The 14,021-nt window shown below is 66.4% G+C and carries 13 protein-coding genes; 6 read left to right on the top strand and 7 right to left on the bottom strand.

All coding sequences use genetic code 11. From position 1 onward, the window contains the following. Positions 1–63: 63 nt before the first annotated feature. Together sucC and sucD are read left to right on the top strand one after the other, a co-directional pair. Complete coding sequence (gene sucC, locus LIW09_RS10455; RefSeq protein WP_256645559.1) at positions 64–1,224, top strand: ADP-forming succinate--CoA ligase subunit beta; 1,161 nt, start codon at positions 64–66, stop codon at positions 1,222–1,224. Between the two features lie 121 nt (positions 1,225–1,345). Beyond that, positions 1,346–2,221 carry a succinate--CoA ligase subunit alpha gene (gene sucD / locus LIW09_RS10450; RefSeq protein ID WP_256645558.1) on the top strand — a complete coding sequence of 292 codons (876 nt, stop codon included), beginning with the start codon at positions 1,346–1,348 and terminating at the stop codon, positions 2,219–2,221. 108 nt (positions 2,222–2,329) lie between these two features. Here sucD and LIW09_RS10445 read toward each other — a convergent pair whose 3' ends face one another. Further along, positions 2,330–4,537 (bottom strand): sodium-translocating pyrophosphatase, encoded by a 2,208-nt coding sequence (locus LIW09_RS10445; protein WP_256645557.1) that lies wholly within the window; start codon positions 4,535–4,537, stop codon positions 2,330–2,332. A gap of 194 nt (positions 4,538–4,731) precedes the next feature. On the opposite strand from LIW09_RS10445, the gene LIW09_RS10440 reads away from it, so the two are divergent. Next, the gene (locus tag LIW09_RS10440) at positions 4,732–5,253 is read left to right on the top strand and encodes a hypothetical protein (protein ID WP_256645556.1); all 522 of its coding nucleotides are present in this window, start codon (positions 4,732–4,734) and stop codon (positions 5,251–5,253) included. Positions 5,254–5,308: 55 nt separating this feature from the next. Here the strand turns inward: LIW09_RS10440 and LIW09_RS10435 are convergent, their stop codons facing one another. The 5 genes from LIW09_RS10435 to LIW09_RS10415 all read right to left on the bottom strand — a co-directional run bounded on the left by LIW09_RS10435 (position 5,309) and on the right by LIW09_RS10415 (position 9,029). Beyond that, positions 5,309–5,842: a DUF2846 domain-containing protein gene (locus tag LIW09_RS10435; RefSeq protein WP_256645555.1), complete on the bottom strand. Its 534-nt coding sequence runs from the start codon at positions 5,840–5,842 to the stop codon at positions 5,309–5,311. Between the two features lie 2 nt (positions 5,843–5,844). Then, on the bottom strand, positions 5,845–6,495 hold the full coding sequence (locus LIW09_RS10430; RefSeq protein WP_256645554.1) for a hypothetical protein: 651 nt from the start codon (positions 6,493–6,495) through the stop codon (positions 5,845–5,847). A 78-nt stretch (positions 6,496–6,573) separates the two neighbouring features. Further along, complete coding sequence (locus LIW09_RS10425) at positions 6,574–6,798, bottom strand: DUF167 domain-containing protein (RefSeq protein WP_256645553.1); 225 nt, start codon at positions 6,796–6,798, stop codon at positions 6,574–6,576. 84 nt (positions 6,799–6,882) lie between these two features. Next, positions 6,883–7,689 carry a CsgG/HfaB family protein gene (locus LIW09_RS10420; RefSeq protein ID WP_256645552.1) on the bottom strand — a complete coding sequence of 269 codons (807 nt, stop codon included), beginning with the start codon at positions 7,687–7,689 and terminating at the stop codon, positions 6,883–6,885. A gap of 83 nt (positions 7,690–7,772) precedes the next feature. Next, on the bottom strand, positions 7,773–9,029 hold the full coding sequence (locus tag LIW09_RS10415) for a 6-phosphofructokinase (RefSeq protein ID WP_256645551.1): 1,257 nt from the start codon (positions 9,027–9,029) through the stop codon (positions 7,773–7,775). A gap of 115 nt (positions 9,030–9,144) precedes the next feature. Between LIW09_RS10415 and LIW09_RS10410 the strand changes: the two genes are divergently transcribed. Further along, positions 9,145–9,723: an adenylate kinase gene (locus LIW09_RS10410; RefSeq protein ID WP_256645550.1), complete on the top strand. Its 579-nt coding sequence runs from the start codon at positions 9,145–9,147 to the stop codon at positions 9,721–9,723. A 112-nt stretch (positions 9,724–9,835) separates the two neighbouring features. Beyond that, positions 9,836–11,161 (top strand): UDP-N-acetylmuramate:L-alanyl-gamma-D-glutamyl-meso-diaminopimelate ligase, encoded by a 1,326-nt coding sequence (mpl, locus tag LIW09_RS10405; protein ID WP_256647223.1) that lies wholly within the window; start codon positions 9,836–9,838, stop codon positions 11,159–11,161. Between the two features lie 8 nt (positions 11,162–11,169). Here the strand turns inward: mpl and LIW09_RS10400 are convergent, their stop codons facing one another. Beyond that, the gene (locus LIW09_RS10400; RefSeq protein ID WP_256645549.1) at positions 11,170–13,098 is read right to left on the bottom strand and encodes a bifunctional DedA family/phosphatase PAP2 family protein; all 1,929 of its coding nucleotides are present in this window, start codon (positions 13,096–13,098) and stop codon (positions 11,170–11,172) included. 57 nt (positions 13,099–13,155) lie between these two features. Here LIW09_RS10400 and LIW09_RS10395 point away from each other — a divergent pair, with 57 nt between their 5' ends. Beyond that, entirely contained in the window at positions 13,156–13,977 is an 822-nt protein-coding gene (locus LIW09_RS10395) for an SDR family oxidoreductase (protein WP_256645548.1), read from the top strand. Positions 13,978–14,021 lie beyond the last annotated feature (44 nt).

Here is a 14,021-nt window from a genome sequence, read left to right as displayed (position 1 = left end):
TCCGCCCGCGCCGGGCCGGGAAAACCGACGGCGCGACGCGTCCGTCCTCTCCCCGGGTGATCCATGAATTTCCACGAATACCAGGCGAAACAGTTGTTTGCCGATTACGGCATTGCAGTCCCGGCCGGGCGCGTTGCGCGCACGCCGGAGGAGGCCGTAGATGCGGCCAAGGCGATTGGCGGCGACTTCTGGGTGGTCAAGGCCCAGATCCACGCCGGTGGCCGCGGCAAGGCGGGCGGCGTGAAGCTGTCCAAGACCTTCGACGAAGTGCGCGAGTACGCCAAGGGCATGCTGGGCACCAGGATGGCGACCTACCAGACCGCCGGCGTCGAACTGCCGGTGGACAGCGTGCTGGTGACCCAGGCCACCGACATCGCCAAGGAGCTGTACCTGTCGGTGCTGGTCGATCGCGGCAGCCAGTCGGTCACCTTCATCGCATCGGCCGAAGGCGGCATGGACATCGAGCAGGTTGCGCACGAAAAGCCTGAAGCGATCAAGACGCTGCACGTGAATTACGTGCAGGGCCTGCAGCCTTATGAGTGCCGCAACCTCGGCTTCGCGCTGGGCCTCAACGCCAAGCAGGTGGGGCAGCTGACCAAGATCATGCTGGGCCTGTACAAGCTGTTCAATGACAAGGATCTGGCGCTGGTCGAACTGAACCCGCTGGCCATCCTCACCGACGGCAACCTGGCGGTGCTGGACGGCAAGATCAATTCCGATGACAACGCCACGTTCCGCCACCCCGACCTGGCCGCGATGCGCGACATCCGCCAGGAAGACGAGACCGAAGTGCGCGCCAGCCAGTACGACCTCAATTACGTGACGATGGACGGCAACATCGGCTGCATGGTCAACGGCGCGGGCCTGGCCATGGCCACCATGGACGTGATCAAGCTGGAAGGCGGCGAGCCCGCCAACTTCCTCGACGTCGGCGGCGGTGCCAACAAGGAGCGCGTGACCGAGGCGTTCAAGCTGATCCTGTCGTCCGACAAGGTGAAGGCGATCTTCGTCAACATCTTCGGCGGCATCGTCCGCTGCGACATGATCGCCGAGGGCATCATTGCCGCGGTCAAGGAAGTCGGCGTGAAGATCCCGGTCATCGTGCGCCTGGAAGGCACCAACGTGGAAGCCGGCAAGGAGCTGCTGAAGGGCTCCGGCCTGGCCATCATCCCGGCCGACGACATCAACGACGGTGCCAGGAAGGCCGTCGCCGCCGTTGCCTGAGCACAACGCTGAGAGCAGCCCGGGGCAGGCGCGATGCGCCGCACTCCGGGAGTGAACACACAACGCGGTATCGGGCCAGGCGTCGCTTGCCCCTCGCCGCAAGATTCAAGGACTCTTCGAAATGTCCGTTTTGATCAACAAGAACACCAAGGTGATCGTGCAGGGCTTCACCGGCTCGCAGGGCACCTTCCATGCGCAGCAGATGCTGGATTACGGCACCAAGGTTGTCGGTGGCGTGACCCCCGGCAAGGGCGGCAGCGAGCACCTGGGCCTGCCGGTATTCAACACCGTGGCCGATTCGGTGGCTGCCACCGGTGCCGATGCGTCGGTCATCTACGTGCCGCCGCCGTTCGCGGCCGACGCCATCCTGGAAGCGGCCGATGCCGGCATCAAGGTCATCGTCTGCATCACCGAGGGCATCCCGGTGCTGGACATGCTGCGCGTCAAGAACGTGCTGAACGGCCATCCGGACGTGGTGCTGGTGGGCCCCAACTGCCCCGGCGTGATCACCCCGGGCGAGTGCAAGATCGGCATCATGCCGGGTCATATCCACTTGCCGGGCAAGGTGGGCATCGTGTCCCGCAGCGGAACCCTGACCTATGAGGCGGTCAAGCAGACCACCGACGTGGGCCTGGGCCAGAGCACCTGCATCGGCATTGGCGGCGACCCGATCAACGGCACCAACTTCATCGACGCGCTCAAGCTGTTCCAGGCCGATCCGCAGACCGAGGGCATCATCATGGTCGGCGAAATCGGCGGCAGCGCCGAGGAAGAGGCGGCCGAGTTCATCGCCAAGCACGTCACCAAGCCGGTGGTGGGCTTCATTGCCGGCGCCAGCGCCCCGAAGGGCAAGCGCATGGGCCATGCCGGTGCGATTGCATCGGGCGGCTCGGGTACGGCGGAAGGCAAGTTCGAAGCCATGGAAAAGGCCGGCATCACCACCGTGCGCAGCCCCGGCGACCTGGGCGCGGCGATCGCCAAGCGCCTGGCTGGCTGATCGGCGGAGTCGCGCATCGTTGCGGGCGCGGCTGCGCGCCCTGCAACGGTGGCGGGAAAACAAAAACGGCGACCCTGTGGTCGCCGTTTTCGTGTCTGCGTGGCGGGTTCAGTGGGCGCCCGCGCCTGTTTCGGCGGGTGCGCCCTGCTGCGGCGCCGTCCCGGCCGGCGCGGCAGCGTCAGCCGGCACGGCGTCCGTGGCGGGTGCGTGCATGGCGGGCGCTTCCGCCGCCACCGGGGCATGCGCCTGGCCACCGCTGAAATTCACCGGCAGCAGCGGCACGATCAGCAACGCCACGATATTGATGATCTTGATCAGCGGGTTCACGGCGGGGCCGGCGGTGTCCTTGTAGGGATCGCCGACGGTGTCGCCGGTGACGGCAGCCTTGTGTGCCTCGCTGCCCTTGCCGCCGAAGTTGCCGTCCTCGATGTACTTCTTGGCGTTGTCCCACGCGCCGCCGCCGGTGGTCATCGAAATGGCCACGAAGATGCCGGTGACAATCGTGCCGATCAGCAGGCCACCCAGCGCCTGCGGGCCAAGTGCCAGACCGACCACGACGGGCACCACGACCGGCAGCAGCGAGGGCAGGATCATTTCCTTGATCGCCGACTTGGTCAGCATGTCCACGGCCTTGTCGTACTCCGGCTTGCCGGTGCCGTCCATGATGCCCTTGATGTCGCGGAACTGGCGGCGCACTTCCTCCACCACCGCACCGGCGGCGCGGCCCACGGCTTCCATCGCCATCGCGCCGAACAGATAGGGGATCAGGCCGCCGATCAGCAGGCCGACGATCACCATGTGGTTGGACAGGTCGAAGGTGAACTGCACGTCCGGATGCGCGGTTTGCAGGTTGTGCGTGTAGTCGGCAAACAGCACCAGCGCCGCGAGTGCGGCGGATCCGATCGCGTAGCCCTTGGTCACGGCTTTGGTGGTGTTGCCGACGGCATCCAGTGGATCGGTGATGTCGCGGATCTCGGGCGGCAGCTCGGCCATTTCGGCGATGCCGCCGGCGTTGTCGGTGATCGGGCCGTAGGCATCCAGCGCCACGATCATGCCGGCCATCGACAGCATGGCGGTTGCGGCGATCGCGATGCCGTACAGGCCGCCCAGCGTGTGTGCCACCAGGATCGAGGCGCACACCGCCAGCACCGGCAGCGCGGTGGACTTCATCGATACGCCGAGGCCGGCGATGATGTTGGTGCCGTGGCCGGTAGTGGAGGCCTGTGCAACGTGCTTCACCGGCGCGTACTGGGTGCCGGTGTAGTACTCGGTGATCCACACGATCACGCCGGTCAGCACCAGTCCGACCAGACCGCAATAGAAGATGTTGGTTGACGAAATCACCAGGCTGCCGTCGAGCGACGTCAAGCCGTCCGGGAACAGATCCGCGGTGACGAACCAGAACGCCACCGCCGACAGCAGCGCCGACACGAGCACGCCCTTGTACAGCGCGCCCATGATCGAGCCGCCTGCCTTTACCTTGACGAAGAACGCGCCAATGATCGAGGCGATGATCGACACCCCACCCAGCAGCAGCGGATACAGCACCGCGTGCGAGTTCACGGCGAACATCAGCCCGCCCAGCAGCATCGTGGCGATGATGGTCACCGCATAGGTTTCGAACAGGTCGGCCGCCATGCCCGCGCAGTCGCCGACGTTGTCGCCGACGTTGTCGGCGATCACCGCCGGGTTGCGCGGGTCATCCTCGGGGATGCCGGCTTCGACCTTGCCCACCAGATCGGCGCCGACGTCGGCACCCTTGGTGAAGATGCCGCCACCCAGGCGCGCGAAGATCGAGATCAGCGAGCTGCCGAAGGCCAGCCCGACCAGTGCATGCAGCACCTTTTCCTGCGGCAGGCCCAGTTTGCCCAGCACGAAGTAGTAGCCGGCCACGCCCAGCAGGCCCAGCCCCACCACCAGCATGCCGGTGATCGCGCCACCACGGAACGCCACGTCCATCGCGGCGCTCATGCCCTTGCGCGCGGCCTCGGCCGTGCGCACGTTGGCGCGCACCGAGACATTCATGCCGATATAGCCGGCCGCGCCCGAGAGCACCGCGCCGATGGCGAAGCCGATGGCCGTGTGGATGCCCAGGAACACGCCGATCAGCACCAGCAGCACCACCCCGGCGACCGCGATGGTCGAATACTGGCGATTGAGATAGGCGCGCGCGCCTTCCTGGATCGCCCCGGCAATTTCCTGCATGCGTTCGTTGCCAGCCGGCTGCCGGTTGATCCAGGCAGCGGCCCATAGGCCATAGACGATTGCGACGACGGCGCAGACCAGCGCCAAAACCAAACCGTATTGCTCCAGCATGAAACCCCTCCCCGGAGTGCAGATGCAGATGGAATGTATCGGTGGGTGATGTGCCCGCCATGCGGGCAACCTGCCGACTATCGCACAGCCGCGCGCAGGGTGGGACTGGTCGTGGGCGGCGATGGCCCCGTGTACGCGGGATTCAGATGGCGCATGCCACGCTCGGGGCGGTTTTGGAATGAGGCAGGAAGACAATGCTGCAATTGCACATGGGTTGCGTCGGCGTATTGATGCTGGCGGGCGCGGCTTCGGCGGCCGACGCGCCACCGGAAATCCAGCGGCCGCCGGCCGCGCCGCAGCCGCTCGGAGTGGTGCATACCCTGCGCACCATCCCCGAGGCCTGCGCGCGTTTGGAGGGGCGCTTCACCGGCGTTGTGGCAGCGCCGTATGCGGTAGCGGTCGTGCGAACCAGCGCGCGCTGCCAGGCGCGGGCGCGATTGATCGAGGCAACGGTGGTGAGGGCGTCCACCAGCAACGGCTGGATTCTCAATGACGTCATCCGCGTGCCGGCCGCCGCCTGCGCGGGCCAGCAAGCAGTGGTTCGCATCTGGCGCAAGGATGCGGGCAGCGCCGTGCCGACACTGGACGCGCAAGGGCGCGCGCGGCTGTATCTCAAGGACGGATTGGCGGCTGCCGCGTCGGGCCAGCTGGGTGCTGTTCCGCAATACGCGGTGGCGATGAGGATGGAGGGCAAGGAGTGCCGCCCGAACAGGTGAAAGGCCGCATGCGCGGCCTTTCACTGCCCGATGCCGTGCGGGGGTTTGCCCGGCCTTAGTCCGCCAGGTCGAGCTTGGCTGCCATGCCGTCAAACGTGGCCTGGTCGGAAGGCGAGAGATTCGGCCGGCCGGCCATGAAGCCCATGGTGATGGTGCCTTGCACGTAGTACGTTTCCCCGGCTTCAACTTCCATCGTCAAGACATCTTTTGCCTCGGAGTGGACGGTGTATTCGTGCGTACCGGGCTCGACGCTGGCGACGAAATACTTGCCGCTACGCAGTTTGCCGAGTTCGGTAGTGCCTTCGCGCACCTTGAAGCCGATTGCGGCTCCGGTGAACTTGGAAGGACGGAAAAAGACGATTTGCGCCTTGTTCTCGGCGGGCGCACCAATCTTGCCGTGACCGGCCGGAGCGGCGGTAGTGCTGGCGGCGGCTCCCGCTTGCGCCACATCCACGGGCACCGGGGCGGTGGACTGCTGCGAAACACTGTCCTGTGCCGCGGCTGCCGCGGAAAATGCGAACAGGGTGCAGGCGACGAAAGCGAAAGTATGCAAACGCATGCAAACGCATGCAAACGCATGCAAACGCATGGTTACTCCTGGTGGGTGCTGCTGGTGGTTGGTGTTGGTGCGGACATGGGCGCGGGCGCATCGCCGGCGATGGCCGGGGCGGCAGGTAGCGATTCGTCTTCCGCCAGCCGCGCGTTGACCTGAGTGCCTGCGGGAATTTCGATCTCCCGACCATGGATGAACATCGACAAGGGGCCCAGCACGATGGAGACGCCCAGTGCGACATTGGATGTGTCCTGCCCGGTGGCGCCGAACTTGAAACTGCGCAGACGCAGTTGGCGATTGCCGTAGTCCAGATGACGGGCTGCCACGATGAGTTCGCCCGGCATGCCACCGCCTCGCGAAGCGGCGGCATGCACGACTTCGCCGCGCGCCAGCGTGCCGGCGGGGATCAACACCCTGTCGCCGGCTTTCAGCGGGAGCCGCAACTCGAGGGTGAAGGTGTCTCCGCGCTTGGACTTGGCGGATGACAGTGGTTGGGTGATCACCAGGTCAACCGGCGTGCCAGCCGGAAGGGTCAGGCTGCCGCCATTGGCAGATGTTGTCGCAGCCGCGCCGGGTGCGGGCAGAGGCTCCGTGGCCGGTGGGGTGGCTGATTGTGCGTGCGCCTGCAATGGCATGACGAGCGCGGGCAGCAGGAATCTCAACAGGAGTTTGCTTGCCCGCGATGACATTCGCGCATCCCCATGCGTCGATTGAAGCGCGCGATGATAGCAAACGGATGTGGGGTTTTTTGCGGCCATGAGGCGCTGTCAATCGGGCACGGTGACCCGTTTGAAGCGGCTGCCCGCGCCGGATTTCACAGTCACTTTCGACTTCGCGCAGCCGAATGCACCGGCCACCAGCTCGATCAGCTCCGTGTTTGCCTTGCCGTCCACCGGCGGTGATTTCAGTTGCGCCAGCCACGTGCCGTCGTCCTGCCTGGTCAGCGCGGAAACGCGGGAGTTGGGTTTGGCCTTGATGTGCAAAAGAGGCATATGCGCAAGGATTGCATGCGGCGTGTGTCCACAAAAACAAACGCCCGGCATTGCCGGGCGTTTGCGCAGGGAGGCGCGTGCGGGTTACTGGCCGACCCTCAGCTTTCCACCCTTGCCCAGGCCGCCCCTGACTTCCTGCGGCTTGTAATCGCGCATGGCGCGCACCAGGTTGTTGTAGGCGTTGGCGAACGCCGCGGCCAGGGCCTTGCCTTCCGGCGTATTGGAATAACCGCCGAGGGCGCCGAAGCCGCCGCTGCCGCCACCGAAACCGCCCAGCCCGAAATCGGTCTTGGTGGCATTGCCCTGGGACACGCCGATCTGCACGCCGGAGCGGTTGTCGATCATGGTCAGCATGGTCTCGGCCTTCTTGAACTTCAGCCCGCCGACGATGGCGCCGATCCCGCCCAGCCTGCCGCCGAACGCGCCCAGTGCCGCGCCGATGCCGCCGGCGTTGCTCTGCGAGAAGTTGATGCTGGGGTTCATGGTGTAGTCGGCCGCCACCATCTGGCCCTTGCCGAAGTTGCTGCCGCTGCGGGTCTCGCCGCTTTCCATCAGCGCGCGTTCCTGCATCATGTTCTGCATCGCGCGGCCGCGCTCGACCACCACGAAGCAGTTGGACTGCTGGATCAGCATGCGGATCACCGGAATGGTGGAGGGCAGGCGCAGGTCGGAGGTCAGGTAGCGGTACCAGTCGCCTTCCTGTTCTTCGACAACGGCGATGGTGCCCATCGGCTCATCGCAGGACTCAAGGTTGGCGGCGGTGCCCTGGGCATGCGCGCCGGCGGCGGCGCCCTGCGGGTCATTCTGCTTCTTGTTCCATTGGGCTTGTGCCGGGGCGCTGGCCACGACCATGGCCAATGCCAGCGAAGCGGCGGTCAATGCGGTTTTCATGGATCCCCATCCTTGTTGGTGTGTCGTGCAAGACAAGAGTTGTTGCACAGAAGAGGTGCTGCAAAAGTGTAAACCGGTGGTGCTCAGGTATTCCACTGCGGGAGTTTGCGACGCATGCACGGCAGTGTGGGGGAAACGTAATCCGGCAGTCCATCCCCGACATACGGGGGATGGGCCTCACCCACGATCAGCGGCGACAAATAGCGTCGGGCGGCGGCCGTGATGCCGTAGCCATCCTTGCGGATGAAGCCTTTCGGCATGGTTTTCTCACGATTGGCGATTTGCGCCAGCGGGGCGATGTCGATATGCCAGCGGTAGGGGGCATCGGCATCGCGCACGATCACCGGCATCACCGCGTTCTGCCCGGCCAATGCGCATTCCACTGCCGCGCGCCCCACCGCCATGGCCTGCTCCAGGTCGGTTTGGCTGGCGATGTGGCGGGCCGAGCGCTGCAGGTAATCGGGCAGCGCCCAGTGCACCTTGTGGCCCAACGCATCCTTCACCCGCGCAGCCAGCTGCGAGGCGACGCCCCCCAGCTGCGTATGCCCGAAGGAATCCTTGCCGCCGCCGGCATCGGCGACGAAGCTGCCGTCCGCGCGGCGGATGCCTTCGCTGGCCACCACCACGCAGTAGCCAACGCGCCTGACCACGGCATCGACGCGGGCGAGGAAATCAGCTTCGTCGAAGACCCGCTCCGGGAACAGGATGAGATGCGGCGCATCGTCCTTGCCGGATCCGGCCAGCCCCGCGGCGGCCGCCAGCCAGCCCGCGTGGCGCCCCATTGCTTCGTACACGAAGACCTTGGTCGATGTTTCCGCCATGGCCGCCACGTCCAGCGCGCACTCGCGCACGGACACCGCGGTGTACTTCGCCGCCGACCCGAAGCCCGGGCAGCAGTCGGTCACCGCCAGGTCGTTGTCGATGGTCTTCGGCACGCCAACGCAGGTCAGTGGATAGCCGAACTCCGCCGCCAGCTGCGACACTTTCAGCGCGGTGTCGGCCGAGTCATTGCCGCCGTTGTAGAGGAACCAGCGCACGTCGTGGGCGCGCAGGACGTCGAGCAGGCGTTCGTATTTCGCGCGATCTTCCTGCAGGGACTTCAGCTTGAGCCGGCAGCTTCCGAATGCGCCGCCGGGCGTGTTCGCCAAGCCCTTGATGTCTGCCAGCGAGAGTGCCGAGGCATCGATCAGGTCCTCGCGCAGCGCGCCAAGAATGCCGTTGCGGGCGGCCAGGACACGCACCTTTTTCGCGCGCGCGGCCTGCAGTACGGCGGATGCAGTGGCATTGATGACGGCGGTGACGCCGCCGCTCTGGGCATACAGGAGATTGCCTGCGGGCATGGGGGAATCCTTGAAGTGGGGCCGGCGTCGCCTGCTGGATGCAGTAATCTGACCCGGTTTTGGCGCAAAATGCAGCACTGCGCCGTTCCGCGACACTATATCTGGAGTGATGCCGATGCGATTGGTTTTATTGGGTGCACCGGGTTCCGGCAAGGGCACCCAGGCGGTGCGATTGAAGGAGTATCTGCAGGTTCCTCACATTTCCACCGGCGACCTGCTGCGTGCGGAAGTGGCGGCGGGGTCGCCGTTGGGGCTGCAGGCCAAGGAAGTCATGGCGCGCGGCGATCTGGTCAGCGACGAGATCCTGCTGGGAATGCTGAAGGAGCGTTTTTCGCGCGAGGACACCCGCGCAGGTTTCATCCTGGATGGCTACCCGCGCAACCTGGCGCAAGCTGCGGCGCTGGACCAGCTGCTGGCCGGGCTGGGGCAGAAATTCGACGCTGCCGTGCAGCTGGTGGTGGACAACGAGCAGATCATCGAACGCCTGGCCGGCCGCGCCAAGGCCGAAGGGCGCGCGGATGACACGCCGGAATCGGTGCGGCACCGGCTCTCCGTGTACGACGAGAAGACCGCGCCGGTGGCGGATTTCTATCGCCAGCACGGCCAGTTGACCGTGGTCAACGGCGTGGGGGCGCTGGATGAGGTGTTTGCGCGGATCATCGAGGCCATCCACCCGGACCACGAGGTCGGTTGAGCCAGTGCGGCGTGCGACGAGCGGGGCGGCGGGGCCGGCGCCTCGCCGCCCTGTTTCCCCTCCCGGAGCCTGTCACGTGAAACTCCATATTCTCGGCATCGCCGGCACCTTCATGGGCGGCGTGGCCGCGCTTGCGCGCGAGCTGGGACACGCCGTCGAAGGCAGTGACCAGAACATCTATCCGCCGATGTCCACCCAGCTGGAGCGGCTGGGCATCGCCCTCAAGCCGGGTTATCTGGCGGGCAACATCGCCGCCGACTGCAATGCGGTGGTCGTCGGCAATGCGCTGTCGCGCGGCAATGCGGCGGTGGAGCATGTACTGGACGCGGGGATGCTGTACACCTCGGGCGCGCAGTGGCTGAGCGAGAACGTGCTGCCGGGGCGCGACACGCTGGCGGTGGCGGGCACGCATGGCAAGACCACGACGACCACGATCCTGGCGTACCTGCTGGATGCGGCCGGGCGCGAGCCGGGCTTCCTGATCGGCGGCGTGGCGGAAGATTTCGGTGCCTCGGCGCGGTTGGGTGGCGGCCGCGAGTTCGTGGTCGAGGCGGATGAATACGACACCGCGTTCTTCGACAAGCGCAGCAAATTCGTCCACTACCGGCCATTGGTCGCCATCCTCAACAATCTGGAGTACGACCACGCCGACATTTTCCCCGACGTCGCCGCGATCCAGCGCCAGTTCCACCATCTGGTGCGCACCGTGCCGCGGCGCGGGCGGTTGATCGTCAACGGGCATGACGCACGTCTTGGCGAGGTACTGGCGATGGGTTGCTGGACGCCAGTGGAACGCTTCGGATTTGATCCTGCATTCGAGTGGTGTGCGCGCAAGCTGCGCGAGGATGGCAGCGCGTTCGAAGTGCTGCACGACGGCGCCGTGATCGCCACGGTGGAATGGGCGCTGCTTGGCGACCACAACGTGCTCAATGGTCTGGCGGCGTTGGCCGCGTGTTCCGCGGTTGGCGTTGATGTCGCTCTCGTGGCGCCGGCCCTGGCCCGGTTCCGCAGCGTCAAGCGGCGCATGGAAGTGATTGGCGAACATGCCGGCATCACCGTGTACGACGATTTCGCCCATCACCCGACGGCCATCGCGACCACCCTGGCAGGCTTGCGTGCAAACGTGGGCGACGCCCGCATCGTGGTGGCGATGGAGCCGCGCAGCAATTCGATGCGGCTGGGGGCGCACGCCGATGCGTTGGCGCCGTCATTGGACGCTGCCGATGCGGTGGTGTTCCTGGCCCGACCCGAGCTGGCGTGGGACGCGGCCAAGGTGATCGGGCAGGTGCGTGGCGAGGCGGTTTCCGTGACCGACGCCGACGCGCTGCTGGCAGCGCTGCGCGCGCGCGTACGCGCTGGCGACCACGTGGTGTTCATGTCCAACGGCGGCTTCGATGGCGCGCCGCGCCGGTTCTTTGCCGCGCTGCGCGCGGGTTGAGGCGCCGCTCAGCGCGCGTGCAACAGCACCTGCAATCTGCCATCCGCGTCTTGCCCAAGGCGTTGCAGGTCGGCAGGCAGCACGTGGGTTGGCGGGTCGGGCTTCCACAGGTGCAATAGATGCAGCCGCTGGCGTAATTGCATCACTTCAAAGCGCGCCACCCAGAGCGATGCGCCGTTCTCCAGCCGAGCCGGTGCCGGCCACAGGCGCAGCACTTCGATCCGGCGGGGATCGGCTGGATCGATGCGGCGCAGCAGCAGGCGTTCCGGGTGCGCATCCAGCGCCAGCGGCAGCACCGGACGCTGCGCCGGTGCCAGGCCGTCATCCAGCAATCGCAGTGCGGCCTCCCAGTCTGCCGGCGGCTGAACCTGCCAGCCCGTTGCCAGCAGCCGTTGCCGCAGCACGGCCAGATCGCCGGCGATCTCGATATCGACGCGTTGCCGGTTGCGCTCGATGCCTGCCGCCTGCCAGCGCGCCACGGACAGGGTTTGCGCGGGCGGTGGCGGCTCGAACTTGAGCAGGGTCTGCGGCACGCTGCGGGGCGCATACCAGCACGCGGCGAGCAGGAAGCTGCCGTAAAACGTCCAGCCCAGCGGTCGCATCCAGAACGAGCGCGTGCTGTGACGGCGGTAGGCAATGCCGATCAGCAGCACCCAGATGGTGCCCAGCAGCACGCCGCCAAGGATGTCGCTGAGCCAGTGCGCGCCCAGGTACAGGCGCGCAAAGCCCACCAGCGCGGTTGCGATACCAGTCAACAGATAGGGCCAGACCCGCTGCCGGCCCGGCAGCTCGCGCGCGATCAGCACGGCGAAAAACCCGAACACCACCGTGGTCATGGTCACCGCGATGGAGGGGAAACCGAAACCGGCCGCGGCCGTGGGTGGCCGTGGCATGTCCACCAACGCGTCCAGCCCTTCGGTCAGCGCCAACCCGACCGCGATCGCCGCCACCCAGTGCGCCGCCGCCATCCAGCGCCGGCGCCAGAGCAGCCAGAGCATCGCAGCCATCGATGCCAGGCCCAGGACGGGCGCGCTGCCAAGCGCTGCAAGCGCGGCCATCATCCGGTCCGCCAGCGGATTGCGCAGGGCAAACATGAACGCATGCACGTCGTGATCCAGCAGCAGCGGGCCGCCACTTACCAGCAGCGACGCAAGCAGCCAGGTCCACAGCCAGGCCACGGCGAACAGGCAGACCGCCAGCAGCAGCAACGGCGCGGATTCCGGCCGGCGGCGATCCATCAGCGCGCTGGCGTGACGCCCGAGGCGCGGATGCGCGTGCGTCCAGCGAAGCACCCGCGCCAGCAGGCTATCGGCATGTTGGGCAAACCAGCGCCACGTGTACAACACCACTGCCCAGGCCAATGCCAATGCGGCTGCCAGCCCCAGCAGCGCCAGCAGCAGTTTGTCGGCGACGGCCGCGACCGCATCGTAGGCCGTGCCCAGCGCCCAGCCTGGCAGCAAAAACAGGATCGCCCAGCTCACGCAGGCAAAACTGCTGGCCCGCACGTAGCGCGATAGCGGCATCTTCGCCATGCCGGCGATGGCGGGCACGAATGGACGAATGGCGCCGACGTAGCGGGCGATGAGGATGCCTTTGAATGCATTGCGTCGGAACAGTGCTTCACCTCGCTCCAGCAATCGCGGATAGCGACGGAACGGCCAGACGCCGCGCAGGGCTTCGCCCCAGCGCCGGCCAACCCAGTAACTCAGGCCGTCGCCGACAAAGGCGCCCAATGCGGCGCAAACCACCGCGTATGGGCCGGCGATTTCGCCTATCCCGATCAACACGCCCACCGCGATCAACAACGGCAGCGCAGGCACGATCGCGCCCAGCACGATGGCCGCGTCGCAAAAAGCGATCAGGAAGATCAGCAGGCCTGCGCCCTGCGGGTGCGCGCCGATCCAGGCAACGAGGTTGTCGAACCATGCGCTGTGCATCCGTCGATTATAGGTGCGGGCGCTACACTTCCTTCGGGATCACACAGGCAAATGCGCATGACCACGCTTTCTGGAAAGACTCTGTTCATCACCGGCGCATCGCGCGGGATCGGTTTGGCCATCGCCCTGCGCGCCGCGCGCGATGGCGCCAACGTGGTCATCGCGGCCAAGTCCGACGTGTCCAACCCAAGATTGCCGGGCACCATCCATACCGCAGCCAGTGCCGTCGAAGCGGCCGGCGGCAAGGCCTTGGCGCTGAAATGCGACATCCGCGAGGAAGAGCAGGTGCATGCGGCGGTCGCTGCGGCGGTCGACGCATTCGGCGGCATCGACATCCTGGTCAACAACGCCAGCGCGATCTGGCTGCGCGGCACGCTGGACACGCCGATGAAGCGCTTCGACCTGATGCAGCAGGTCAACAGCCGCGGCAGCTTCCTGTGCGCGCAGGCCTGCCTGCCGCAGCTGTTGAAGGCGCCCAATCCGCACATCCTCACCCTGTGTCCGCCGCCGTCGCTGGATCCGAAGTGGTGGGGACCGCATACCGGCTACACGTTGGCGAAGATGGGCATGAGCTTCGTCACCCTGGGCCTTGCTGCGGAATTCGGCCCGCAGGGCGTGGCGGTCAATGCGCTGTGGCCGCGGACGTTGATTGCCACCGATGCGCTGAACATGATTCCCGGCGTCGCCGCCGGAAACGGCCGCACCCCGGCGATCATGGGAGATGCCGCGCATGCCGTTCTGACGCGTGCAGCAGCCGGCTTTTCCGGCAATTTCCTGGTCGACGACGAGGTGTTGCGGCAGGCCGGCGTCACCGATTTTTCCGGTTACGCGGTCGATCCGTCGATGCCGCTGTTTCCCGACCTCTTCCTCGATGCCTGACCGTCCCGCGATCCTTACAGCCCGCGCGCCGCCGCGCGTACCAC

The organism is Thermomonas paludicola (genome assembly GCF_024498955.1).
GTDB classification, from domain to species: domain Bacteria; phylum Pseudomonadota; class Gammaproteobacteria; order Xanthomonadales; family Xanthomonadaceae; genus Thermomonas; species Thermomonas paludicola.
The sequence above is the reverse complement of the archived record's forward strand: the minus strand, read 5'-3'. Positions and strand labels throughout refer to the sequence as shown.